The sequence below is a fragment of the Novosphingobium sp. IK01 genome, from assembly GCF_033242265.1.
Classification (GTDB): domain Bacteria; phylum Pseudomonadota; class Alphaproteobacteria; order Sphingomonadales; family Sphingomonadaceae; genus Novosphingobium; species Novosphingobium pituita.
The window spans coordinates 1261338-1286174 of record NZ_BTFW01000001.1 but is presented as its reverse complement, the minus strand read 5'-3'; the positions used below and the strand labels follow the sequence as shown (position 1 = coordinate 1286174).

Annotated in this window: 15 protein-coding genes; 11 read left to right on the top strand and 4 right to left on the bottom strand. The window is 65.8% G+C overall.

What is annotated here, in order from left to right:
* Window positions 1-14 precede the first annotated feature (14 nt).
* The 7 genes from SBI20_RS06035 (at window position 15) to SBI20_RS06005 (ending at window position 10316) form a co-directional block, all read left to right on the top strand.
* Entirely contained in the window at window positions 15-1265 is a 1251-nt protein-coding gene (locus SBI20_RS06035; protein ID WP_317974206.1) for an XrtA/PEP-CTERM system-associated ATPase, read from the top strand.
* A 72-nt stretch (window positions 1266-1337) separates the two neighbouring features.
* Window positions 1338-2225 (top strand): XrtA system polysaccharide deacetylase, encoded by an 888-nt coding sequence (locus SBI20_RS06030; protein WP_317974205.1) that lies wholly within the window; start codon window positions 1338-1340, stop codon window positions 2223-2225.
* A complete protein-coding gene (locus tag SBI20_RS06025) occupies window positions 2222-3283 on the top strand; it encodes a FemAB family XrtA/PEP-CTERM system-associated protein (RefSeq protein WP_317974204.1) in 1062 nt (353 codons plus the stop codon). Before SBI20_RS06030 ends, SBI20_RS06025 begins: the two co-directional genes overlap by 4 nt.
* Window positions 3284-3288: 5 nt before the next feature.
* Window positions 3289-4503 carry a TIGR03087 family PEP-CTERM/XrtA system glycosyltransferase gene (locus SBI20_RS06020; RefSeq protein WP_317974203.1) on the top strand — a complete coding sequence of 405 codons (1215 nt, stop codon included), beginning with the start codon at window positions 3289-3291 and terminating at the stop codon, window positions 4501-4503.
* Window positions 4496-6037 carry an exosortase A gene (xrtA, locus tag SBI20_RS06015; protein ID WP_317974202.1) on the top strand — a complete coding sequence of 514 codons (1542 nt, stop codon included), beginning with the start codon at window positions 4496-4498 and terminating at the stop codon, window positions 6035-6037. Before SBI20_RS06020 ends, xrtA begins: the two co-directional genes overlap by 8 nt.
* Before the next feature lie 10 nt (window positions 6038-6047).
* Complete coding sequence (locus tag SBI20_RS06010; RefSeq protein ID WP_317974201.1) at window positions 6048-7952, top strand: XrtA/PEP-CTERM system amidotransferase; 1905 nt, start codon at window positions 6048-6050, stop codon at window positions 7950-7952.
* Window positions 7953-8066: 114 nt separating this feature from the next.
* Complete coding sequence (locus SBI20_RS06005) at window positions 8067-10316, top strand: EAL domain-containing protein (RefSeq protein WP_317974200.1); 2250 nt, start codon at window positions 8067-8069, stop codon at window positions 10314-10316.
* A 421-nt stretch (window positions 10317-10737) separates the two neighbouring features.
* On the opposite strand, the gene zapE is transcribed toward SBI20_RS06005, so the two are convergent.
* Window positions 10738-11856, bottom strand: a complete 1119-nt coding sequence (zapE, locus tag SBI20_RS06000; protein ID WP_317974199.1) for a cell division protein ZapE — start codon at window positions 11854-11856, stop codon at window positions 10738-10740.
* 88 nt (window positions 11857-11944) lie between these two features.
* Window positions 11945-12727 (bottom strand): succinate dehydrogenase iron-sulfur subunit, encoded by a 783-nt coding sequence (locus SBI20_RS05995; RefSeq protein ID WP_317974198.1) that lies wholly within the window; start codon window positions 12725-12727, stop codon window positions 11945-11947.
* A 306-nt stretch (window positions 12728-13033) separates the two neighbouring features.
* Here SBI20_RS05995 and SBI20_RS05990 point away from each other — a divergent pair, with 306 nt between their 5' ends.
* A complete protein-coding gene (locus SBI20_RS05990) occupies window positions 13034-15136 on the top strand; it encodes an alpha/beta hydrolase family protein (RefSeq protein WP_317974197.1) in 2103 nt (700 codons plus the stop codon).
* 54 nt (window positions 15137-15190) lie between these two features.
* Here the strand turns inward: SBI20_RS05990 and SBI20_RS05985 are convergent, their stop codons facing one another.
* On the bottom strand, window positions 15191-16126 hold the full coding sequence (locus tag SBI20_RS05985; protein ID WP_317974196.1) for an AEC family transporter: 936 nt from the start codon (window positions 16124-16126) through the stop codon (window positions 15191-15193).
* 175 nt (window positions 16127-16301) lie between these two features.
* Window positions 16302-19238 (bottom strand): Rne/Rng family ribonuclease, encoded by a 2937-nt coding sequence (locus SBI20_RS05980; protein ID WP_317974195.1) that lies wholly within the window; start codon window positions 19236-19238, stop codon window positions 16302-16304.
* A gap of 729 nt (window positions 19239-19967) precedes the next feature.
* Here SBI20_RS05980 and SBI20_RS05975 point away from each other — a divergent pair.
* From SBI20_RS05975 to prfB, 3 genes are all read left to right on the top strand, one after another.
* The gene (locus SBI20_RS05975; RefSeq protein WP_317974194.1) at window positions 19968-20876 is read left to right on the top strand and encodes an N-acetylmuramoyl-L-alanine amidase family protein; all 909 of its coding nucleotides are present in this window, start codon (window positions 19968-19970) and stop codon (window positions 20874-20876) included.
* Window positions 20877-20970: 94 nt separating this feature from the next.
* Window positions 20971-23574, top strand: a complete 2604-nt coding sequence (locus SBI20_RS05970) for a penicillin-binding protein 1A (protein ID WP_411911542.1) — start codon at window positions 20971-20973, stop codon at window positions 23572-23574.
* Window positions 23575-23686: 112 nt separating this feature from the next.
* The gene (gene prfB, locus SBI20_RS05965) at window positions 23687-24814 is read left to right on the top strand and encodes a peptide chain release factor 2 (RefSeq protein ID WP_317974192.1); all 1128 of its coding nucleotides are present in this window, start codon (window positions 23687-23689) and stop codon (window positions 24812-24814) included.
* Window positions 24815-24837: the final 23 nt, after the last annotated feature.

Genomic DNA, 24837 nt, shown 5'->3' with positions numbered 1-24837 from the left:
GGAGCGGAACGCCCATGTACGATGATTTCTACCGGCTTTCGGCGCGTCCTTTCCAGCTGACGCCCGACCCCGACTTCTACTTCGAGAGCGCCACCCACAAGAAGGCGCTGTCCTATCTCGGCTATGGCCTGGCCCAGGCCGAAGGCTTCATCGTCATCACCGGCGAGGTGGGGGCGGGCAAGTCGACTTTGGCCGCCCACCTGCTCGCCAGTGTCGATCCCGCGCAACTCACCGCCGCCCAGATCGTGACCAGCCGCCTCGATGGCGAGGAACTGGTCCACATGGCCGCGCGCGCCTTCGGGCTCGATGTCGCGGGTCACGACAAGGCCAGCGCGCTCGCCCGGATCGAGGCCTTTTTGCACGAGGAAGCGCGCGCCGGGCGCCGCTGCCTGCTCGTGGTCGACGAGGCGCAGAACCTTTCGGTCGGCGCTCTGGAAGAACTGCGGATGCTCTCCAACTTCCAGTTGGGCGCGCAGCCGCTGCTCCAGATCCTGCTGCTCGGCCAGCCCGAGTTTCGCACCCTCCTGCAAACCTCGCCCGATCTGGAGCAGTTGCGCCAGCGGGTGATCGCCATGCACCATCTTGCGCCGATGGGGGCCGCCGAAGTGGGCCCTTATGTCGAGCATCGGCTGACCCGCGCCGGGTGGCATGGCACGCCTTCGTTCGAGCCGCGCGTCTATGCCGAACTCGCCCGCGCGAGCGGCGGGGTACCGCGCCGGATCAACCAGATCGTCAGCCGCCTGCTGCTCGCCGGCGCGCTCGAACAGGTCAACCGGATCGATGCGGGGCTCTTGCAGGCCGTGCTCGACGACATGGCGCAGGATGCCCAGCCTCAGGAAGGTGCCCCCGCGGCCAAGGCGCCCGCCCCCCGTGCGGAGGCCCTTGGCCTGACGGTCGACCGCTTCCACGCCGAAGAAGGCCGCGCGCAAGGTCAGCCCGCGCTCGACATGGAGGCTATCGAGGCGTCCTTGCGCAGCCGCGACGAGCAGATCGCCGAATTGCAGCAGGCCGTGATCGAACTGGCCGACATGCGCGCGGCGCAGGCACAGCAAGCCGCCGCCCCGGCACACGATGCGGAAGCACAGGAACAAGCAGCTCAGGCGGCAGAGGCCCGTCGTCAGGCCCTCGAAAGCGCGCTCGACACCGCGACCACGCGGATCGGCCATCTTGAGGGCCGTCTGGCCGAACAGGAACAGGCGATCCGCCACGTCCTGACCATGCTGATCGAATGGTTCGAGAGCGACCGCCCCAAGCGCGCTGCCTGACCGTTCTTTCCGCTCGCCTGCCTGTTGTCCCGCCTGCCGATTGTCTGGCCTGCCTGAGGGGCTTTTGTTGTCATGCCTGTTGTATCGGCCCAACCCGTGCTGAACGGCCTGTCCGTCGATGTCGAGGAGTGGTTTCAGGTCGGCGCTTTCGAGCGCGTGATCGACCGCGCCGACTGGGACGGGCTGGAATCGCGCGTCGAACGCAATGTCGAGGCGATTTTGGCGCTGTTTGACGGGGCAGGGGTCAAGGCCACGTTTTTCACGCTCGGCTGGGTGGCGCAGCGCCACCCGCGCCTGATCGCGCGCATCGCGCAGGCCGGGCACGAGATCGCCAGCCACGGCTGGGACCATGCCCGCGTCTTCACGCTCGATGCCGCGCGCTTTGCCGCCGATCTGGCCCGTGCGCGCGATGCGCTCGAACAGGCCAGCGGCCAGCGCGTGACCGGCTATCGCGCGCCCAGCTTCTCGATCGACGCGCGCACGCCCTGGGCGCACCGCGTGCTGGCGCAGGCAGGCTATGCCTATTCCTCCAGCGTCGCCCCGGTGGTCCACGATCACTATGGCTGGCCTGAGGCGCCGCGCTTTGCCTTTCGCCCCTTGGCCGATGCGCCGCTGGTCGAAATTCCGGTGACGACCGCGCTGCTCGCAGGGCGGCGGCTGGCGGCAGGGGGCGGGGGTTTCTTCCGCCTGCTGCCTTATGCCTTTTCGCGCTGGGCAATTGCGCAAGTCAACGCGCAAGGCCGCCCGGCGGCGTTCTATTTCCACCCGTGGGAGATCGACCCCGACCAGCCGCGCCGCAGCGATGCTCCGTTGCGCTCGCGCCTGCGCCACTATTCGCGGCTGGCGGCGATGGCCCCCAAGCTGGCGCGCGTGGTCCGCGATTTTGCATGGGAGCCGATGGCGGCGGTCGCCGCGCGCGAGGCCGCCCGCCTCGACGCGCAAGCGCAGGTCGCGGCATGAACGCGCCGTTCCGCCTCGAACCGCCGCAAGTGCGCGAGGCCGGGCCTGCCGACAGCGCCGCCTATGCCCGCTTTCTGGCCGGGGAAAGCGGGGCCAGCGTGTTTCACGAGCCCGCCTGGCTCGACGCGATCAGCGCGGCCAGCGGCCATGCCACGCGCCTGCTGCTGGCCGAGCAGGCTGGGGTGATCGTCGCCGCGCTGCCGCTCCATGCGGTGTCCTCGCTGCTGTTCGGGCGCGCGCTCGTCTCGACCGGCTTTGCTGTGGGAGGGGGGATCATCGGCGATCCGGCGGCAGCGCCCGCACTGGCTCAGGCCGCACAGGCCCTCGCATCAGGCTTGCGCAGCCCGACCATCGAACTGCGCGGCGGCATTCTGCCCGAGACCGCTGGCTGGCACATAAAGCGCGACAGCCACGCCGGTTTCGTTCGCCCCTTGGCCGCCGACGACGAGGCCCAGCTTCTGGCCGTCCCGCGCAAGCAGCGCGCCGAACTGCGCAAGGGGCTGGGGCAGGCCCTGACCGTGCGCACCGGCACCAGCGCGCAGGATCAGGACTGGCACTATCGCGTCTACAGCGAATCGGTGCGCAATCTGGGCACCCCGGTCTTTCCCCGCCGCCTGTTCCGCGAAGTGCTCGCCCGCATGGGCGAGAGTGCCGACATCCTGACCGTCCTGCACGAGGGGGAACCCGTCGCCAGCGTGCTCAGTCTCTACCATCGCGGCGCGGTCATGCCCTATTGGGGCGGGGGCGTGCAGGCGGCGCGGGCCTTGCGCGCCAACGACGTGATGTATCACGCGCTGATGAACCATGCACGGCGGCGCGGGGCCGACCGTTTCGATTTCGGGCGCTCCAAGCTCGATTCAGGCGCCTATCACTTCAAGCGCAACTGGGGCTTCACGCCCGAGCCGCTGGCTTATGCCCACTGGACGGCCGATGGCGCGCAGCCGCGCGATGTCGATCCGCGCAGCCCGCGTTATCAGGCCCGCATCCGCGCCTGGCAAAAACTGCCCCTGCCGCTCGCCAACCTGCTCGGGCCGTTCATCGCGCGGGGTCTGGCCTGAGCGTCATGAGCGAAATCCTGTTCCTCGCCCACCGCATCCCGTTCCCGCCCGACCGGGGCGACAAGATCCGCTCGCACCATGTCCTGCGCGCGCTGGCCGCCATGGCGCCGGTCCATGTCGCCTGTCTGGCCGACAATGCCGACGATATGGCCCACGAGGGCGAACTGGCAGCACTGGCCGCCAGCCATTGCCTCGTCCGCCGCCGCGCCTCGCTGGTGGGCGCGGGCCTTGTCGCGCTGGTCACGGGACAACCGCTCAGCCTCACCGCCTTTGCGAGCGGACGTCTGGCGCGCTATGTCCGCAAGGTTCTGGCCGAGCGCCCGATCAGCGCGATCTACGTCTTTTCAGGGCAAATGGCGCGCTATGTGCCTGCGCGCTTTGCCGGGCGGGTGGTGATGGATTTCGTCGATGTCGATTCGGCCAAGTTCGCCCAATATGCGCGCCGCCCGACACCCGCCGCGCCTGCCTACATGCGCGAGGCTTGGCTCCTGCGCCGGTTCGAGGCGCGCGTTGCCCGCCGCGCGACGACGAGCCTGTTCGTGAGCGAGGAGGAAGCCGCGCTGTTCCGCGCCCGGCTGGGCCCGCGCCGCGCCGCGCAGTGCGACGTGCGCGCGATGGGCAACGGCATCGACACCGCCCTGTTCGATCCTGCCGGCGTTGCCCCTGCGCCTGAGATGACAAGCGCCGGGCCGCAGATCGTGTTCACCGGGCAGATGGACTATCCCCCCAATGTCGAGGCGGCGATCCATTTTGCCCGCCATGTCATGCCGCTGGTTCGCGGGCGCTTTCCGGCGGCGCAGTTCAACGTGGTGGGCCGCGCGCCTGCCCGCAGCGTCTGCGCGCTCGATGGCGAAAACGGCGTGCGGGTGACCGGCGCCGTCCCCGATGTGCGCCCGTGGCTGGCCGGGGCCGATCTGGTCGTGGCCCCGCTGGCGCTGGCGCGCGGGGTGCAGAACAAGGTTCTCGAAGCCATGGCGATGGGCCGCCCGGTCCTGCTCAGCCCGCAGGCGGCAACCGGCCTTGCCGGGAGCGACGGCACCCATTTCGCGCTCTCGCCGATTGCCTCGGAAGAACTGGCCGCGCGGGTCGTGCGCCTGCTGTCCGATCCGCGCCGGGGTCAGGCCATGGGCCGCGCGGCCCGCGCGCTGGTGTGCGAACGCTATGGCTGGGACCGGATGCTCGCCCCGCTGCCCCAATTGCTGGGTTTCGGTCTTGCCTGAGGGGGGCTCGCTCTTTCTTCCATCCTCATGGCGCGGCCCGCTTGTACGCCTTGGGCTATGCTGGCTGGCGCTGATCGCCCTGTTCTTTGGCGACTGGCGGGCGATGGCCGGGCAGTGGTGGGACAGTTCGACCTACAACCACATCCTGCTCGTCCCCGCGATCCTCGTCTGGCTGGTGAGCTTGCGGGCAAGGGCGGTGCTGGCGCTGCCGCCGCAAGGCTGGTGGCCGGGCCTCGTGCTGTTTGCCGGGGCCGGGTTCCTGTGGGTTCTGGGCGATTTTGCCGGGGTGGCGCTCGTCACGCAGACGGCGGTGGTGCTGATGTTTCAGGCCAGCCTGCTCGCGCTGCTGGGGCCAAGGGTCGGGGCCGGGCTGCTGTTTCCGCTCGCCTACATGCTGTTCCTCGTGCCCTTCGGCGATGAACTGATCCCCGCGCTCCAGACGGTGACGGCGCGGATCGTCATGGTCCTGCTGCACCTTGCGGGCATTCCCGCCACGCTCGACGGCGTGTTCATCACGGTCCCGGCGGGCTATTTCAAGGTGGCCGAGGCCTGCTCGGGGGTGAAATTCCTGATCGCGATGATCGCCTATGGCGTGCTCGTCTGTCAGGTCTGCTTCCGTTCGTGGCCGCGCCGCGTGGCCTTCATGGCGCTCAGCCTCGTCGTCCCGATCCTCGCCAACGGGGTGCGCGCCTGGGGGACCATCGTGATCGCGGGCTGGCGGGGGATCGCCTTTGCCGCCGGGTTCGATCACATCTTCTATGGCTGGATTTTCTTCGCGGTGGTCATGGTGCTGACCATGCTGGCGGGCTGGCGTTTCTTCGACCGCCCGCGCGAGGAATGCCCGATCGACGCCGGGGCGATTCTGGCCGATGCGCGCCTTGCAGGGCTGGCAAGGCTCAGGATCGATGCGCGCGTGGCGCTCGGCCTCGTCGCGGCTGTGGCGCTGGCCTGTATCGGCTGGGGCGCGGCGGCCAATCGCCTGGCGGCTCCGCTGCCTGCGCGGATCGACCTTCCCACAGTGCCCGGCTGGCACCGCGTGGCCGAGCCGCCACGCTGGCCATGGCAACCGCGCCACAGCGGGGCCGATCATCGCCTGCTGGGCCGTTATGCCGATGGACAGGGCCATGTCGTCGACGTTTCTTTTGCGCTCTATGCCGGGCAGGGCGAAGGGCGCGAGGCGGGTGGTTTTGGCGAAGGCGCCTTGCCGCCTGACAGTGGCTGGGCCTGGGAAATGTCCGCCGCGCCGATTGCCGGGGGCGAGGCCCAGATGATTCAGGCGCCGGGCCCGGTCCATCGCCTGACGGTCACCTGGTATCGTCAGGGGCAGGGCACTGCGGCCTGGCTGGGCAGCAGCAATGCCCGCCTCAAACTGTGGACCATGGCCGACCGCCTCTTGCTGCGCGCACGGCCCACGGCCACCCTGATCGTGTCGTCCGACGCCGACGATCCTGCGCAGGGCGTTGCGGCCTTCGTGGCCGCGCTCGGGCCGCTGGGCCCGTGGATTGATGCTGTTTCTTCGGGCGTAAAGGAGTAAGATCAAGGCCATGTGTGGCATTGCGGGCATTTTCCATACCCAGGGGATGAAACCGGTCGATCCAGCCCGGCTTCAGGCCATGGGCGACGTGATCGCCCATCGCGGACCCGACGGGGAGGGAATCTGGACCGCGCCGGGCGTGGGCCTTGGCCATCGCCGCCTCTCGATCATCGACCTTGCCGGATCGCCCCAGCCGATGGCCAGCACCGATGGCTCGGCCATGCTGGTCTTCAATGGCGAGATCTACAATTACCGCGAGCTTCGCCGTGAATTGCAGGCTCTGGGCGCGCAGTTCCACACCGATGGCGACAGCGAGGTGATCCTTGCCGCGTGGCAGCACTGGGGCCTCGATTGCCTCGCGCGGTTCAACGGCATGTTCGCCTTCGCGCTCTACGACTTGCGCGCGCGCACCCTGCTGCTGGCGCGCGACAGGTTCGGGGTCAAGCCGCTCCACATGGCCACGCTGGCCGATGGCAGCGTGATTTTCGGGTCCGAACTCAAGCAGTTGATGGCCCATCCGATGCTGCGGCGGACGCTCGATCCGCTGGCGGTGGAAGACTATCTGGCCTGGGGCTTCGTCCCCGATCACCGCTCGATTTTTGCAGGCGTGGAGAAGCTGGGCGCGGGTCATTATCGCCTGCTGCGCCACGATGCGCCCCCGCCGTCGCCCGTCCGCTGGTGGCAGGTCTCGTTCGCCGAGCGCGACACGGCGAGCGAGCGCGACCTCGAAGCCCATCTACTCCACCGCCTGCGCAAGGCGGTCACCTCGCGCATGGCTGCCGACGTGCCGCTGGGGGCCTTCCTGTCGGGCGGGGTCGACAGTTCGACCGTCGTGGCCCTGATGGCCGAGGCCAGCGCCGATCCGGTCAAGACTTGTGCGATCGGCTTCGACGTGGCCGGGCTGGACGAAACCGGCTGGGCCGCACAAGTCGCGCGCCGCTATGGCACCGACCACCACGAGCGCATGGTCTCGTCCGACGATTTCCAGCTGATCGATCGCCTCGTTGGCCTGTTCGACGAGCCTTTCGCCGATGCCTCGGCCCTGCCGACCTTGCGGGTGTGCGAACTGGCCCGCGAACATGTGACGGTGGCCCTCTCGGGCGACGGCGCGGACGAGGCCTTTGCCGGCTATCGCCGTCAGGTCTTCCACCACCGCGAGGAACAGGTGCGTGCGCTTGTCCCCCAATCCTTGCGCGGGCCCCTGTTCGGCACGCTCGGGCGCCTCTATCCCAAGGCCGACTGGGCGCCGCGCCCCCTGCGGGCCAAGGCGACGTTCCTCGCGCTCGCGCAGGATGGCGACCTCGGCTATGCGCGCGCCCTCGCAGTCACCGCGCCCGAGGGGCGCGAGCGCCTCTATTCGCCCGATTTTCTGGCACTGCGCGGCGCCTATCGCGCCGAACAGCCCCTGCTCGCCCTGATGCGCGAGGCCCCGGCTCGCAGCGGCCTCGACCGCGCCCAATATGCCGACCTCACGTTCACCTTGCCCGGCGACATCCTGACTAAGGTCGACCGCACGAGCATGGCCGTCAGCCTCGAAGCGCGCGAGCCCCTGCTCGACCATCGCCTGGTCGAATTCGCCACGCGCCTGCCCGAAAGCATGCGCGTCCACGGCGCCACCGGCAAATGGCTGATGAAGCAGACCATGCGCCGCTACTTGCCTGACGACGTGCTGTTCCGCCCCAAGATGGGCTTCGTCACCCCCATCGCCGCCTGGCTGCGCGGCCCACTGGCCCAGCAGGCCCGCGCCGTGGCCAGCGGCGGCACGCTCGCCCGCACGGGCTGGTTCGAGGCAGGCCACATGGTTGCCCTGGCCGAATCCCATATCGCAGGCCGCGCCGACAACAGCCGTATCCTGTGGCAATTGCTGATGCTGGACCGCAGTTTGGCCCGTCTGGACCCATCGCTGGCGGCCTGAAATGGCGGATATCCGGGCTCCCGTTGCACCCAATGGGTAACGGTAAGGTGATCTAAACCATTTTGGACTAAGCCTATGGTGTAATCCACTGTGCGACGGTCCATGCGAACTTTCTTGCGATCCCCGATCGGAATATCGCTGCTGCTAAGCCTCGCGCTTTGGCCTGCCTGGCCATTGGGTTTCGCCGAGGCTATCGCCCACATTTACTGGAATACCGCCTATACCCTGATCAGTCGATCAGCGCCCTCGTCGATTGTGGTGGTGTCGGTTGATGCCGCAGGTGATCTCGATTCAGCGGGCGAAGCCAAAATCCTTGAAAGCATTCGTCGCCAGATGCCCCGGCGTGTATTTGTGGATATGCGGGTTCCATATGGAATCGATCCGCAAGGTGACACCCGCTTGAAGCGGGCTGTCGACAGCTATGGTGATGATATCGGCTTTGTCGTGCGTTCAAGTGAAATGAATACGCACGATTCATCTTCTATAAAAATCCCGACATCGGAAATTTTTGGTTCTCATAAGGTGTATGTTTCGTCGTGGAATGATAATTTCATTCACGCTGTTGTTTCTGCGCCCTATTCTGTAAATTTGGACGGGAAGAAATATAGCACTCTTTCCGTTGCATTGGCCAATATCAAGCCAAAGTCTGATGGAAACTACTATCCAGACTTTTCCGTAGACCCAGAGTCTATACCGACGATTTCCGCAAAATCGTTCCTTGAAGGGAATCTCGGTTCTTCCATCCTGTCTGGCAGGACGGTCATCGTTACCTCGTCCAATGGCGTCACGCCGATGCGTTATTTCGGGCACAGGATCAGTCCGCCTGTCGCGCATGATATCGCTGGTGCTGAGGCGCTGTCTCGCGGGTTGAACATCAATCTGACATTTATACCGCTTCTGCTTTTGGCGGTTCTTGTGACCGCTTTTGCACAAGGCATGAATTCCAGGTTGCGAAGGGTTTTTTTATACCTGTTAATTTTTGCAGTTGTTGTTTTTACGCCTGTAGAAGTAAGGTTTCTGGGCATTGTACTTCCGCCTGAAGAAGCTATCATTTATCTTATGAGTTATGGCTCTATCAGGCTGTGGCGTCGCAGAACGCGGCGCATTCAGCAGACGAGTCTGTCCGGGCTTCCCAACTTCGTTGCCTTTTCTTCCGGGAAGATGTCAGGTGGGTACGATGTGATTGTCGCGGTGGTGGCTCGCTATGAAGAAATTCTGGCGACGCTGCCCAGGGAGCTTCACGAGGAGTGTGCCAAGCAGATTGCACGCCGTTTGTCTGTCGGGTCGGGCGCGACTCAGATATATCATGGTGACGGTGGGCATTTTGGCTGGTGTGAAGAGGCCCGGCCAATCGATGTCCAATTGAGCCACCTGGAAGGGCTGCGGGCGTTGTTCTCTGCGCCTTTGCAAGTTGGTGGGCATACTTTCGACACCAACATCCACTTCGGCCTCGACCGTAACGAAGGCATTGATCCGCTTACGCGTGTCAACTCGGCGCTGGCCAGCGCCAATGATGCCCTGAGCAGTGGGCGTGCTGTGGAGGTCTTCGAGGCGCATCGTCTGGCTGAGGCGCCCTGGGAGCTCTCGCTTCATGCGCGTATCGATGAAGGGCTGCGCAATGGCGATATCTGGCTGGCCTATCAACCGCAGTGGGATTTCCATGGAGAGCGGATTTCAGGGGCCGAAGCGCTCATTCGCTGGAATCATCCGACACGTGGCTTCATCCCGCCAGATCAGTTCATCCTTCAGGCCGAGCGGGCCGGACGCATCGATGCGCTGACGTACTGGGTGCTGGAAGAGGCAATTACGGCAGCGCAGGCCGTGAATGCCTTGGGGCCTCGTTTCCAGATGAGCATCAACCTGTCAGCCCAGATGGTTGGAAAATCCGATCTGGTTGGCAACTTCCGTGAAATTGTCACGCGCCGCGGGATCGATCCATGCTTGTTGACCATTGAAATCACGGAAACATCCAGTCTGGTTGATCGTGCTGAGGCGGTGCATAATCTGAGCTTGTTGCGAGAGTTGGGTTTCCGGCTCTCGATCGATGATTTTGGAACGGGAGAGGCAAGCTTGGCCTACCTGGCTGATCTTCCTAGCGATGAGCTCAAGATCGACCGCCGTTTTGTTTCGCGTCTCCTGACAAGCGAGCGTGATCGTGCAATTGTCAGTAGCACGATAAGTTTGGCCCATGCCTTAGGGCAGAGGGTTGTGGCAGAAGGGATCGAGGATCAGGCGACATTCCGCCTTTTGGCGTCCTTGGGGTGTGATCAGGCCCAGGGGTACTACCTGAGTAAGCCACAGCCATTTGACGTGATGTTTCTCGATTACCAGGCGCGGCTCGACTCCTGGAGCAGGGTCGTCTGACGCCTGAAGAAGCAACCGGCTTTGAGCGCTGCTTCGGTTAATCACATGGCGTTCGCGGGCGGTTTCTTCTGCGGGGCTGGGTGACTGCAAAATTCACTGGCCCAGATCAAAAAATCGATATTTTACACTAAGTTGACTGTCTGATTTTGGGACGGTCAGTCGTGCTGGCGCGCGCTGAAGGCGTTGTTTACGACTTGTTAACCATCATCCTAAATGGTAACCATGAGGCCTCAACCGTGGATGGAGGTTCTCATGCTGCGTTTTCTGTTCGGCTACTGATAGCCAAAAGACGCTTCCTGCGAAATAGACTTAACAAAAGTTTACGTTTGCTTGTGTAATGCGTCTATAAAGAAACGAAAGCCCGCGATGTTTATCGCGGGCTTTTTGTTTGTGTGTTCTGCTGGATGACTTTGACTGGTGGTCAGTCTTCGCCGTGGCCTTTTGCCAGATAGTCCTGACTTTGCATTTCCATCAGGCGACTGATGGTTCTGTCGAACTCGAAACGGCCGTCGCCTGATTCGTAAAGGTTAACGGGATCGGCGTCGGCGGTGGCGATCAGCTTGACCTTGTGTTCGTAGAGGGCGTCGATCAGCGTCACGAAGCGGGCGGCCTCGTTGCGCTGGTCCGGGCCCAGGCGCGGGATGCCCACGAGGATGACCGTGTGGTAGGCGCGGGCGATGGCCAGATAGTCGGGGGCGCCACGGGCCTGTGCGCAGAGCTTCTTGAAGCTGAACACGCCCACGCCCTTGAGGCTCTTGGGAACATGGAGCATGCGACCGCCGCCCACGTCGAGTTCGGCGCTGGGGACGTTGGCGCTGTCTTCGGGGGCGAAGTCGGTCAGGCGGAAGAAGGCTTCGCGCACCGCCTCGGTGGCCGCCGGGCCATTGGGAACATGCCAGGTGTTCACGCCCTGAAGGCGTGAGAGCCGGTAATCGACCGGCCCGTTGAGCGCCAGCACGTCGAGGCGTTCCTCGACCAGGGCGATGAACGGCAGGAAATGCTCGCGGTTGAGGCCGTTCTTGTACAGCTCTGACGGAGCGCGGTTGCTGGTGGTGACCACGATCAACCCGTGCTCGACGATCAGCGCGGTGAACAGGCGGCTCATGATCATCGCGTCGGCGCTGTTGTTGACGACCATTTCATCGAAGCACAGCACGCGGCATTCCGCCGCGATCGAGGCGGCCACGGGCAGGATGGGGTCGCCGCTCTCGCTCTTGCGCGCTTCGCGCAGGCGGGCGTGGACGTCGAGCATGAAGGCGTGGAAGTGGGCGCGCCGCTTGGGCACCGAGGTCAGGTTGTCGTGGAACAGGTCCATCAGCATCGACTTGCCACGCCCGACGCCACCCCACATGTAGAGCCCGCGCGGGGGCGGGGGGGCCTTGGCGCCGAGCAGGCGTCCAAACAGGCCGGGAGCCGGGGGCGGGCTTTCGAGTTCCTGCTGCAACCGGTCGAGCCGGGCGGCGGCGGCGGCCTGTTCGGGGTCGGGGCGCAGCTGGCCCGAGGCGACCAGTTGCGCATAGCGTTCGGTGATGCGGGTCATGATGGATAAGGGCCTGATACAAGCAAAACGCCGACCGGGGTGGCCCGGCCGGCGTTTGGGATGACGCAAGAAAGGCGGCGCGGGCGCGTCAGATGGCGCGTTCGGCCTGCATCTTCTTAATTTCCGCGATCGCGCGTGCGGGCGAGAGGCCCTTGGGGCACACGTTGGCGCAGTTCATGATGGTGTGGCAGCGATAGAGGCGGAAGGGATCTTCCAGCTCGTCGAGGCGCTCGCCGGTCATTTCGTCGCGGCTGTCGGCCAGCCAGCGATAGGCCTGGAGCAGGATCGCCGGGCCCAGGAACTTGTCCGAATTCCACCAGTAGCTCGGGCACGAGGTCGAGCAGCAGGCGCACAGGATGCACTCGTAGAGGCCGTCGAGCTTTTCACGCTGCTCGGGGCTCTGGAGGCGTTCCTTGCCCGAGGGGGTGGGCGAAACGGTTTGCAGCCAGGGGCGGATCGACGCGTACTGCGCATAGAAGTGGGTGAAATCGGGGACGAGGTCCTTGATCACTTCCATGTGCGGGAGCGGGGTGATGCGGATGTCGCCCTTGAGATCCTCGATGGCCGTCGTGCAGGCCAGGCCGTTGCGGCCGTTGAGGTTCATCGCGCACGAACCGCAGATGCCCTCGCGGCACGAGCGGCGGAAGGTGAGCGAGGGGTCCTGCTCGCCCTTCATCTTGATCAGCGCGTCGAGCACCATCGGGCCGCACTGGTCGAGGTCGATCTCGAACGTGTCGTAGCGGGGGTTTTCACCGCTGTCCGGATCATAGCGATAGACCTTGAACTTCTTGATCCGTCCCTGGGTCGCGGCCGCGTGATGACGGCCCTTGCCGGTGATCGTGGAGTTCTTCGGGAGTGAGAAAGTCGCCATAAAACCGGATCCTGTTCCACTTGGCTGCCGATGGGCAACGCCCAAGCCGGCTTCACGAGTCGTCCTTAGCGCAAACGCAGCATGGGGCAAGGGGGGAGTGGCACCGATATTCAGTGTCTTGGCATCAAAATTAAACTATTGCGTATCAATCGCAATATTGGATGTGGAAGACTTTGCCGATCCCGCCGATGTGGAAGTAACCGGCGATTTGTCCGCTGGACAGCGCTATGGGGGATAATATGTTGAAGTGAAATGATCTCGGGGGCCTTTGTGCGGGTATTTGGTGGGGTTTCGGCCCGGATTTCGATGAAGTCGGTGCTGGTGGCGGGGGTGGCCCTTCTTGGCGTCTCCGGGATGGGGACTGTGGCCATGGCGGCCGATGGGGCCAGCGCGGCGGTCACTCCCGCTCCCACTCCCGCTCCCGCTCCCGCTCCCGCTCCCGCTCCCGCTCCCGCTCCCGCTCCCGCTCCCGCTCCCGCTCCCACTCCCAGTCCCGGTGTTGCCAATGCGGATGTGGCGCTGCCGACCGATGCCAAGGCGTTCGCGGCCCTGCCGTTCGTGGCGCAGGCGGCGATTTCGCCTGACGGGCAAAGGATCGGTGGGCTCATGGCCGTGGGCGGGCGGCAGGTGATCGGTATCCGCAACCTGTTCGATGGCAAGGAAAAGCCTTTTACGGTCGGCGTGCCCGAATCGACCCAGGCGAACTGGGTGCAGTGGGTCGGCAACGATTTCCTCCTCGTCCACCTGTCGGCACTGTTGCCATTCGGGGAGGCTGACAAGGCCTATGTCTCGCGCCTGATCGCGGTGAACCGGAAGACCGGCAAGATCGTGCGGATCTTGTGGAACAGTGGCGGGCAGAATGCGGCGCGCGTGCTCTGGGTGGCGCCTGACGGATCGCCGCAGATCCTCGTTTCGGCGCAGAACTCGATCTACATGGGGCAGGATTTCTACCCCACGGTCTGGCGTGTCAATCTGGCCGGGGGCAACGACAAGATCGTGCAGATGCCCCGCATGGGCATGATGTACTGGCAGGCCGACAGTGCCGGAATCGTGCGTTCGGCCAACGGCTATGCGCAGGAGGGGCGCCTCCAGCGCTTCTTGTACCGTGGCCCGCAGGCGGGCGCATCCTTGCGCGAGATCGACCGCGCCAGCACCCGCGCGCACGAGAGCCTGTTCGACCCGGAAGTCTTCGTTCCGGGCACCGATCATGCCCTGGTTATCCGGGAAGGGGAGGATGGCCGTACGGGTCTTTACGAGGTCGACATGCTGACCATGAAGTCGGTGCGCACGGTCTACGAAGCCCCCGAGGGGATCGGGATCAAGCGCACGATCCAGTCCGATGATGGCAACACCGTGCTTGGCGTCGTGTTGTCGAAGGGCCCCGATGGCCAGGCCGATGCAGTCCACTGGCTCGATCCCGTCCTGGCCGAGGTTCAGGGTGATCTCGAAAAGGCGGTGGCGGGAACGGGCAAGCGGGTTCGCATTTCCAGCCTGAGCGCCGATCGCAATGCCATGCTGGTCACCATCGATCGCCCCGATTCGCCCGGTGCGATCTACTATTACAACGCCCGTGGCACATCGATGCAGCGGATTGCGGTGATGAACGATGCGCTGCGCCAGCGGCCGCAGAATCCGGTCAGTCTCGTGCACTACAAGGCGCGTGACGGGCTGGAGATCGAGGCTGTGCTGACATTGCCCAGCGCGCGGCTTGTCGGGGGCAAGGTGCCCGCGCCCTTGCCGGTGGTGGTCATGCCTCATGGTGGTCCCTGGGCGCATGACACGGCGGACTGGGACTATATGGCCCAATATGTCGCGGCGCGCGGCTATGTGGTGATCCAGCCCAATTTCCGCGGATCGACCGGCTATGGCGAGGCATTCATGCGCAAGGGCGAGGGGCAGATGGGGCTGGCCATGCAGGATGACCTGACCGACGCGCTGCACTGGGCCGTGGCGCAAAAGCTGGCCGATCCGGCACGCGCCTGCATCGTGGGGGCGTCCTATGGCGGCTATGCGGCGATGTGGGGGCTGGCCAAGGACCCCGATCTCTATCGCTGCGGTATTTCCATTTCCGGCGTGGCGAGCCTGCGCCGCGAGGTCAATGATTTCGGCAACGAGTTGTTCAGGGGCAAATTCACCGATGACTGGAAGGCGATGACGCCCGATTTCGCGGCGGTGTCCCCGCTCAATGCGGTGGCGCGGATCAAGGCGCCGCTCCTGCTGATCCATGGCCGCGAAGACATCACGGTTGACGTCTCCCAATCGGATTCGATGGCCAGCCGGATGCGCGGGGCGGGCAAGACGGTGGAGTATGTCAGCCTGCCCAAGGCCGACCACTATTTCACCCGCGAGGCCGACCGCGAGGCGATGCTCAATGCCATCGGCGGCTTTCTGGCGAAGTACAACCCGTAACCATCCGGCCCACGTCTCTTGGAGCCCGACCCGCAGGACTTTTGGGTCGGGCTCTTACGGGAGTAGCGCCAGGCACACGGTGATCGTGACCAGCGAGAGCAGGGTCGTGATCAGGATCGTGCGCGCGGTAATCGTAGCCTCGCGGCCATGGTATTCGGCGACCATGAACGGGCCGGTGCCGGTGGGCAGCGTGGCCAGCAGCACGGCGGCGCGGGTGGTTTCGGGCGCGAGGTGAAAGATCCGGGTCGCCAGAACCCAGGTCAGCAGGGGCTGGGCGATCAGCTTGGCGAGGCACAGCACCGCCACGCTGGCGCCTTCGCCCCGGCCAGCCGGGCGCCGCTCGGCCAGAAACGCGCCCAGACCCACCAGCGCGCAGGGCGAGGCGGCCCCGCCCAGCAGCTTGAGGAAATGATCGGCGCTGTCGGGCAGAGGAATGCCCGTCGCCAGCCAGACCGCGCCCAGCACCGGGGCCACCAGCAGCGGGTTGCGGGCCAGCGCCCGGCCCACTTTGGCCGCCATGTGGAGCGGATGGGCTTCCTGTTGCAGGCCCACCTCGATCAGGATCAGGCCCAGCGCGAAGAGCAGGCAGACCGTCAGGATGCTGGCGATCAGCGGCGCGGTGAGCCCGGCCGGGCCAAGCGCCGAAAGCGCGAGGGGGAAGCCGATATAGGCGGTGTTGGCATAGGCGGCGTTGAGCCCGTCGATCGCCGCATCGGCCAGATGGCGCGAGCGGCGCACGCGCAGCGCGACAGTGATGGCAAACACGGAAAAAGCGCCGATCCCGAAAGCGCCGATGAAGCCGGGTTGCCAGATTTCCTGCCAGCGGACTTTGGCGACGATCTGGAACAGCAGCGCGGGCAGGGCCAGATTGACGACGAAACGGTTGAGTTCGCCGCTGGTAGCCGGCCCGAAAATACCTTTGCGCCGGGCCCCCCAGCCCACCAGAATCAGCGCGAAGATTGGAACGGTAATGGCAAGAATCGACAGCATGTCCCCGCATAGACAGACCTGTCGGCGCATTCCAACGCGCAATGGTGCTTTTCATGCGCTCTCATACGTATGGACGAGAACGCTGGCAGGAGAAGGGGGCGGGAGCCCCGAAAGACACGAACCCCGCCGCATCGGGTGATGCGACGGGGTCCGGGGTTGGCGATGAAGCCGGGGATCAGGCGCCGAAAGTGCGCTGCCACCAGCCGCGACGGGGCGCGGAGCCATCGTCGGCATTGTCGTCTTCAGGGCCGTTTTCTGCGGCGCTCTCCGAAGGAGCGGCTTCGGCGGGTGCGGTTTGGGCGGGGGCCGCAGGGGCTTCGCTCACCGCCGGTTCGCCAGCCGGAGCTTCCACAGCCGGTTCGGCGACCTTCTTCTTGCGCACGCGCTTGGGCTTGGCCGGAGCGGCTTCGGCCTCGGCAGCCGGAGCTTCCTCAACCGGTTCGGCAACCTTCTTCTTGCGCACGCGCTTGGGCTTGGCCGGAGCGGCTTCGGCCTCGGCAGCCGGAGCTTCCTCAACCGGTTCGGCGACCTTCTTCTTGCGCACGCGCTTGGGCTTGGCCGGAGCGGCTTCGGCCTCGACAGCCGGGGCTTCGGGCGCGGCTGCGAGGGCGACCTCCGCCGGGGCCGCGCTGGCGACAGCGGCTTCCGGCTCGGGAGCCGGAGCAACCGGGGCCTGTTCGGCGACCGGCTCGGCCACGACATTGGCAGGGGCGGAGGCAGGGGCCTCAGTCGCTTCGTTCACGCCAGCCGGGGCCTCCTCGTCAGCCGTGTCATCGGCCTGAGCCTCGCCCGCCTGAGCCTCGCCCGCATCGTCGCGCTGGCCGCCACGACGGCGACGGCTGCGGCGGCGGCGCTTGCGCGGACCGCGATCCGCTTCCTCGCCTTCGCCAGCCTCGATGTCGCTGTCAGCAGCTTCGGCGCCTTCGGCATCGGTGCTTTCGGCATCATCGAGGGCAGCGTCATCGCCTGCTTCGTCGGCGAATGCTTCGGCGGCGTCCTCGCCGTCGTCTTCGCCAGCCTCACCGGCGGCAAGGCCATCTTCGCGACGGTCGCGGTTACGGCCCCGACGACGCTTGCGGCGCTTGCGACGGCCATTGCCTTCGCCCGCCTGCTCGCCGCCGTTCTGGCCTTCGCCCGACTCGCGGCGCTCTTCGAGAGCCTCTTCCTCGTCCTCGTCGTAGGTGTCCTCGACGATGTCGTCTTCCTCGGGCTCCATGATGGGCTCGAAGCGGGGGATGAACTCGGGCTTGGGTCCGCGCGAGGCGACGCGCATCTTGGCGCCCTCGTTCTCACCCTCGGGGATGACCTCGACGCTCACGCCATAGCGCATTTCGATCTCGGCGAGATCGGCGCGCTTGGTGTTGAGAACGTAGATCGCCGCTTCCTGGCTGGCGTAGAGCGAGATGATGCAGCCCTTGCCCTTGGCCGCTTCGTCCTCGATCATGCGCAGGGCCGAGAGCCCGGCCGAGGAGGCCGTGCGCACGAGGCCCGAGCCGTCGCAGTGCGGGCAGGCGCGGGTCGTCGCTTCCAGAACGCCGGTGCGCAGGCGCTGGCGGCTCATCTCCATCAGGCCGAAGCCCGAGATGCGGCCGACCTGGATGCGCGCGCGGTCGTCCTTGAGGGCGTCCTTCATCGCCTTCTCGACCTTGCGGATGTTCGAGCCATATTCCATGTCGATGAAGTCGATCACGACGAGGCCGGCCATGTCGCGCAGGCGCAACTGGCGGGCGATTTCGCGCGCGGCTTCAAGATTGGTGGCAACGGCCGTCTGCTCGATGCCGTGCTCCTTGGTGGAGCGGCCCGAGTTGATGTCGATCGAGACGAGCGCCTCGGTCGGGTTGATCACCAGATAGCCGCCCGAACGCAGCTGGACGACCGGATCGTACATCGCCGAGAGCTGGTCTTCGGCGCCATAGCGCTGGAAGAGCGGCACCGGGTCGGCATACTGCTTCACCCGCTTGGCGTGGCTGGGCATCAGGAGCTTCATGAAGTCCTTGGCCGCGCGGTAGCCCGCTTCGCCCTCGACCACCACTTCCTCGATGTCGCGGTTGTAGATGTCGCGGATGGCGCGCTTGACCAGATCGCTGTCCGAATGGATCAGCGCCGGGGCCGAGGAATGGAGCGTCTGTTCGCGGATCTCGTCCCACAGGCGGGCGAGATAGTCGAAATCGCGCTTGATTTCGGGCTTGGTGCGCTGGAGACCGGCGGTGCGCACGATGCAGCTCATCGAGCGGGGCAGTTCCAGCTCGGAAATGATCTGCTTCAGGCGCTTGCGGTCCGAGGCCGAGCTGATCTTGCGGCTGATGCCGCCGCCATGGCTCGAATTGGGCATGAGCACGCAGTAGCGGCCCGCCAGGCTCAGGTACGTGGTGAGCGCCGCGCCCTTGTTGCCGCGTTCTTCCTTGACGACCTGCACCAGCAGAACCTGACGGCGCTGGATCACGTCCTGGATTTTGTAGCGACGGCGCAGGGCCATGCGCTTGGCGCGCAGTTCTTCGGCTTCCTTGCTCTGGCCACGGCCCTGACGACGCGGACGGCGGCCACGGCGGCCCCCTTCGGCGCCGGTCTCATCGGCCCCGGCCCCGTCTGCACCGCCTTCGTCGGTCGTGTCTTCGGAATCGTGGTCGAAGCCGTTTTCGACGACACCGCCCTCGATCGTGGCGACCTGATCCTTCTCGGACGTGTCGACTTCGGTCAGGCCCTGCCCGTTTTCGAAGCCGTTTTCGTCGTCGTCGTAGCCGCCATCGTCGTAGCCGCCTTCGAACTCGCCATCCTCGTCCTCATCGCCGTATTCGGCGGCGCGCAGGGCGGCTTCTTCCTCGGCGTGGGCGGCGTCTTCGGCCAGCAGCGCCTCGCGGTCTTCCTTGGGGATCTGGTAGTAGTCGGGGTGGATTTCGCTGAAGGCCAGGAAGCCATGGCGATTGCCACCGAAATCGACAAAGGCCGCCTGGAGCGAAGGCTCTACGCGGGTGACCTTGGCGAGGTAGATGTTACCCTTGATCTGCTTGTGATCGGCAGATTCAAAGTCGAATTCTTCAATACGGTTGCCCTTGAGCACAGCCACCCGGGTTTCTTCCTGGTGGCGCGCATCGATCAGCATGCGCGTGGTCATTCAATTCTCTCCAGCCGCGCGGCCTCGGGGCAGAGCCCGGGTTCATGGCGCGGTTTCTTGTGGTGAAGCAACGGCCAGGCGTCCGGCTAGGGCCGGGCCAGTGGCGCGTCGCAAATGTGGGGGTGCCGGATCGGAGCGCGGGCATGCTGGCTTGCGCCATGGGCCCGATGTGCTCACCGCCCGGCGGCGGTTGGTGTGCGTCTGCGGTGGTGAAGCGGCGCGACTGGCGCTCGACAGAATGGATTGCGCCGTTCCCCATCGGGGTGACCGTCCAACGCCGAAGGGCCCCGAAAGGGCTCCCTGGCTGGAACGGTAAACGGCTCTTCATCACGGCATCAACCTCGAACGCGGGCGGGGCGGCGTATCTGCCTTGTCCCTTCCTGCCCGCCTGGATCAGGCCCGGCCTGTCTGTTCCCCAGCCAATGGCGCGTGGGCCTTGGGCGATGCTGCCAGGCGCGACTTGACATGAAATGCCAAGGCCCGATCCGCACCCCGGACTGAAGCCGGGAAACCCGGACTATAATCCGAGGGAATCGAGCGTGCGCGGCGGCGACGCGGCGTGGGACAGACGGCAGCCGAACTGCTCCTGTAGATGGGGTGCTAGCATCCCAATTGCAAAGCGGCAATTAAAACCGTGTCATGAAAACATCCGCACTTGCCAGGAAGGTTGAAATGGCGCCGTTTTGGACTGGACCGTGCGTGGGAGCGCGCGGCATAGGCGGCAACACGATGGTTAAGCAGCGGGTCGTCATCATTGGTCTGTTCGTGGTGCCGCTGCTGGTCGCGGCGCTCTGGGCGCGGCTGTTTCTGGGGGTGGGGGCGCCGGAAGGCTGGCGTTCGGACGGGCATGTCCTGCGCATCGTGCTGCCCGACGGAACGCGCGCGATCGACCTGCCGCGGATCGAGGGGCCGGCTGACGCGAGCCGTCCGCTGGTAGTGATCGACGCTGGGCACGGAGGCCATGATCCGGGCGCGAGCGGGGCTGGCACCTTGCGCGAGAAGCAGTTGACGCTGGCCCTTGCGCTGGCCTTGCGCGATGCGCTGCTGGCCGACGGGCGGGTGCGTGTGGCGCTCACCCGCGAGCGGGACCGCTTCCTCGCGCTCGAAGAGCGTTCGGGCATCGCGCGGCGGCTCCATGCCGACCTGTTCATCTCGATCCATGCCGATTCCGCTTCGGCGGCGGACGCGGGCGGGGCGACCGTCTATACCCTGTCGGATCGCGGGTCCGATGCGCTCAGCGATGCGCTGGCCCGGCGTGAAAACCGCGCCGACAGCGTCAACGGGGTGGCGCTGGCCGGGCGTTCGGATGCGGTGTCCTCGATTCTGGTCGACCTGTCGCGGCGGGAAATGCGCAGTCGGTCGATCCGTCTGGCCGAGCTGATCCTGCGTGAGGGCGGGGCCGGGGGTGAGGGAGGGGGGGCCTTGCATTTTCACCGCGATCCCCGGCGCGAGGCGGCTTTTGTCGTGCTCAAGTCGCTCGACCTGCCCTCGGTGCTGGTCGAGGCGGGCTATGTCTCCAACGCCGGCGATGTCCGGTCGATGACTGACAAGGCCTGGCGCGCGCGTTTTGCCACGACGTTGGCCCATGCCATCGAGATCTTTCTGGCCGAGCCGGACACCGGATTGCCGGCGGGGTGATAGCCGGCAGAGCAAGGGGGGCGGGCCGGCCTCTCCGGGAAGGGCCATGTAGGCACTGGTGCGGCGCCAAGCCGCCGTGCTAGAGCGCGCGACGATGGCCGAAGACTTGCCCCCGATCGATGTTCGCCGCGATGCGCCCAACCGTGATGATCCGAACCGCGATGATCCCGGCCGCGATGATCCGGGTGGTGTTGGTGAACACTTGCGGTTCCGCCGTGGCGGGCTGTGGAGCCGCTTGCGCGGTCGCGTGACCGGCTCGCGCTGGTTGCGCCGTCTGCTCTGGCTGGTTCTGGTACTGGTGGTGGCGCGCGGGTTGCTGTGGGTGACGGTCGAGCGGACGCTGCCTTCGGCGGACACGCTGCTGACCTATCAGCCGCCGCTGCCCACGATGGTGCGCGGGGCCGATGGACAGATCGTGTCGAGCTATGCGCGCGAACGCCGTGTGCAACTGCGCTTCGTCGATTTTCCGCCCCAGTTGATCAACGCGTTCCTTTCGGCTGAAGACAAGACCTTCTGGACCCATGGCGGGGTGGACCTGACCGGTCTTGCCGGGGCGGTGGTCGATTATGTGACCAAGTATGGCTCGGGCGAACGCGCGCGGGGTGGCTCGACCATTACCCAGCAGGTGGCCAAGAACATCCTGATCGGCAACGAATATTCGGTCACGCGCAAGCTCAAGGAAATGCTGCTCGCGCGGCGTATCGAATCCGTGCTGACCAAGCAGCAGATCCTCGAACTCTATCTCAACGAAATTCCGCTCGGGCGGCAGAGCTTCGGCGTCCAGGCTGCCGCGCGCGCCTATTTCGACAAGGATGTCGGCGATCTTTCGCTCCACGAGGCCGCTTTCCTCGCGATCCTGCCCAAGGCGCCTGAAAATTACAGCCGCGCCCGCTATGCCGACAAGGCGCTGGCCCGTCGCAACTGGGTGCTCGACCAGATGCAGAAGAATGGCTGGGCCAGCGCGGGCGATGTCGCCCAGGCCAAGGCCCAGCCGCTCGGCCTCGTCGCGCGGCGCTCGGAAAACTACACGGCGGATGCGGGCTATTTCCTTGAGGAAGTGCGCCGCCAGTTGATCGACCGCTTTGGCGAGCAGGCCAAGGATGGCCCCAACAGCGTCTATGCCGGGGGGCTGTGGGTGCGTACCTCGCTCGACCAGCAGTTGCAGACCGCCGCGCAGGATGCCTTGCGCGCCGGGCTCCTGCGCTATGGCGCGGGACGGCCCTGGCACGGGCCGATCGCCCATATCGACATGAGTAGTCAGGACGATGACGGGCAGGTGAACTGGCAGTCGCAACTGATCGGCAGCAACCTGTCGATCCGCTATCTCGACTGGCGCGTGGCCGTGCTCGTCTCGCGGCGCGGGACGACCGGGCAGATCGGTTTTGCCGATGGCAAGACCGGCACCCTCTATGGCCTGCCCGCCGCGATGAAGACCGGCGACGTGATCACCGTGGCCCCTGCGGGCGGCGATACCTATGCCTTGCGCGTGGTGCCCGAGGTTTCGGGCGGGATGGTCGTCGAAGATCCGCAGAGCAGCCGCGTGCTGGCCATGCAGGGCGGGTTCGACGCCCGTCTCGGCTCGTTCAACCGCGCCACCCAGGCCGAGCGCCAGCCCGGCTCGACGATCAAGCCGTTCGTCTATGCCACCGCCCTCGACAACGGGATGACCCCGGCCTCGATGATCGTCGATGGCACGTTCTGCGTCTATCAGGGCGCCGCGCTGGGCCAGAAGTGCTTCCGCAACTTCGGCAACGAGGGCGCTTCGGGCAATCACACGATGCGCTGGGGCCTCGAACAGTCGCGCAACCTGATGACCGTGCGCGTGGCCAACGACACCGGCATGGACAAAGTCGTGCGCACGATCAAGTCGGTCGGGATCGGCGATTATCAGCCCTATCTCTCGATGGCGCTGGGCGCGGGCGACACGACGGTGATCCGCATGGTCAATGCCTATGCGGCGCTTGCCAACCATGGCCGCCAGCGCGAGCCGAGCCTGATCGACTATGTCCAGGACCGCAACGGCAAGGTGATCTGGCGCGCCGACAACCGCGCCTGCACCGGGTGTTCGATGCCGCAGTGGGATGGCCAGCCGATGCCGCGCCTGCGCCCTGCCGGACGTCAGGCGCTCGATGCGCGCACGGCCTATCAGGTCGTCCACATGCTCGAAGGCGTGGTCGTGCGCGGCACGGCCGAAACGCTCCACGATCTGGGGCTGCCGCTGTTCGGCAAGACCGGCACGACCTCGGGCCCGACGAACGTGTGGTTCGTGGGCGGCTCGCCCGAAATCATTGCCGGGGTCTACATGGGCTACGACCAGCCGCGCAGCCTGGGCGGCTATGCGCAGGGCGGGCGGCTTGCCGCACCCGTGTTCAAGCAGTTCGTGCTGTCCACCCGCGCGCGCTGGGCCGACGTTCCGTTCACCGCGCCGCCGGGCGTCAGCATGGTCAAGATCGACCGTGTCTCGGGCAAGCGCGTGTTCGGCGGCACGCCGCAGGACGATGAAAAGAAGGCCGCGATCATCTGGGAGGCCTTCAAGCCCGATACCGAACCCCGGCGCACCGTGCAGCCCACCGAGATCACCGCCCGCGCCGCCGTGCTCGACGCCTTGCGCAAGGCGCGTGCCGCGCGGGGCCCCGTGGCACCGCCGCAGGGCGGGGGCGAGGAGAACTTCGTCGAGGATCAGGGCGGCATCTACTGATCCGTTGCGGGCGGGGCCACTTTACAAACCGCTGCGCTTCGCTAAGCGACCCGTTTGATTGTGTGGACCCGCCTCTGTGCGTGCCCGCTGTTTTATATGGAGAGTGACCGTCATGCGTGCCGAAGGGCAGGCCCATATCGACCGCATCGAGGCCGCGCTGGCGCTGGTGCGCAAGTTCCTCGACTGGGACCGCGCGGTGCGCCGTCTTCACGAACTGGACGCGCGCGTCGAAGATCCCAAGCTGTGGGACGATCCCAGGAACGCCGAGGCCGTGATGCGCGAGCGTCGCCGTCTTGAGGCCTCGATCGGCACCGTCAGGCAGATCGGCCAGGAAATGGCCGACGCCATCGAATTCGTCGAACTGGGCGAGATGGAAGACGACGAGGCGACCATCGCCGAAGGTCTGGCGACGCTTTCCGCGCTGGCCGACCGCGCCGATGCCGACAAGGTTCAGGCCCTGCTCGCCGGCGAGGCCGACGCCAACAACGCCTATCTCGAAGTTCACGCGGGCGCGGGCGGCACGGAAAGCCAGGACTGGGCCGAAATGCTCCAGCGCATGTACACGCGCTGGGCCGAACGCCACGGCTACAAGGTCGATCTGGTCGACTATCACGCGGGCGAAGCGGCGGGCATCAAGAGTTGCACCCTGCTGATCAAGGGCGAGAACGCCTATGGCTATGCCAAGACCGAGAGCGGTGTCCACCGCCTGGTCCGCATCAGCCCCTATGACAGCTCGGCGCGTCGCCACACCTCGTTCTCGTCGGTCTGGGTCTATCCCGAAATCGACGACAACATCGAGGTCGAGATCAACCCGGCCGACCTCAAGATCGACACCTATCGCGCCTCGGGCGCGGGCGGGCAGCACGTCAACACGACGGACTCGGCCGTTCGCATCACCCACGTGCCGACCGGGATCATCGTGGCCAGCCAGAACGACCGCAGCCAGCACAAGAACCGCGCCACCGCGATGAACATGCTGAAGGCACGGATCTACGAGGCCGAACTCGCCAAGCGCGAAGCGGCGGCCTCGGGCGAATATGCCGCCAAGACCGAAATCGGCTGGGGCCACCAGATCCGCTCCTACGTTCTTCAGCCTTACCAGCAGGTCAAGGACTTGCGGACCGGGGTGGTCAGCACCAACCCGACCGACGTGCTGGACGGGGCGCTCGACGCGTTCATGGCTGCGGCGCTCTCGCAGCGGGTGACCGGCGAGAAGGTGGCCGTGGAAGACGACGATTGATGGCCATGCCGGAGGCGGGGTTC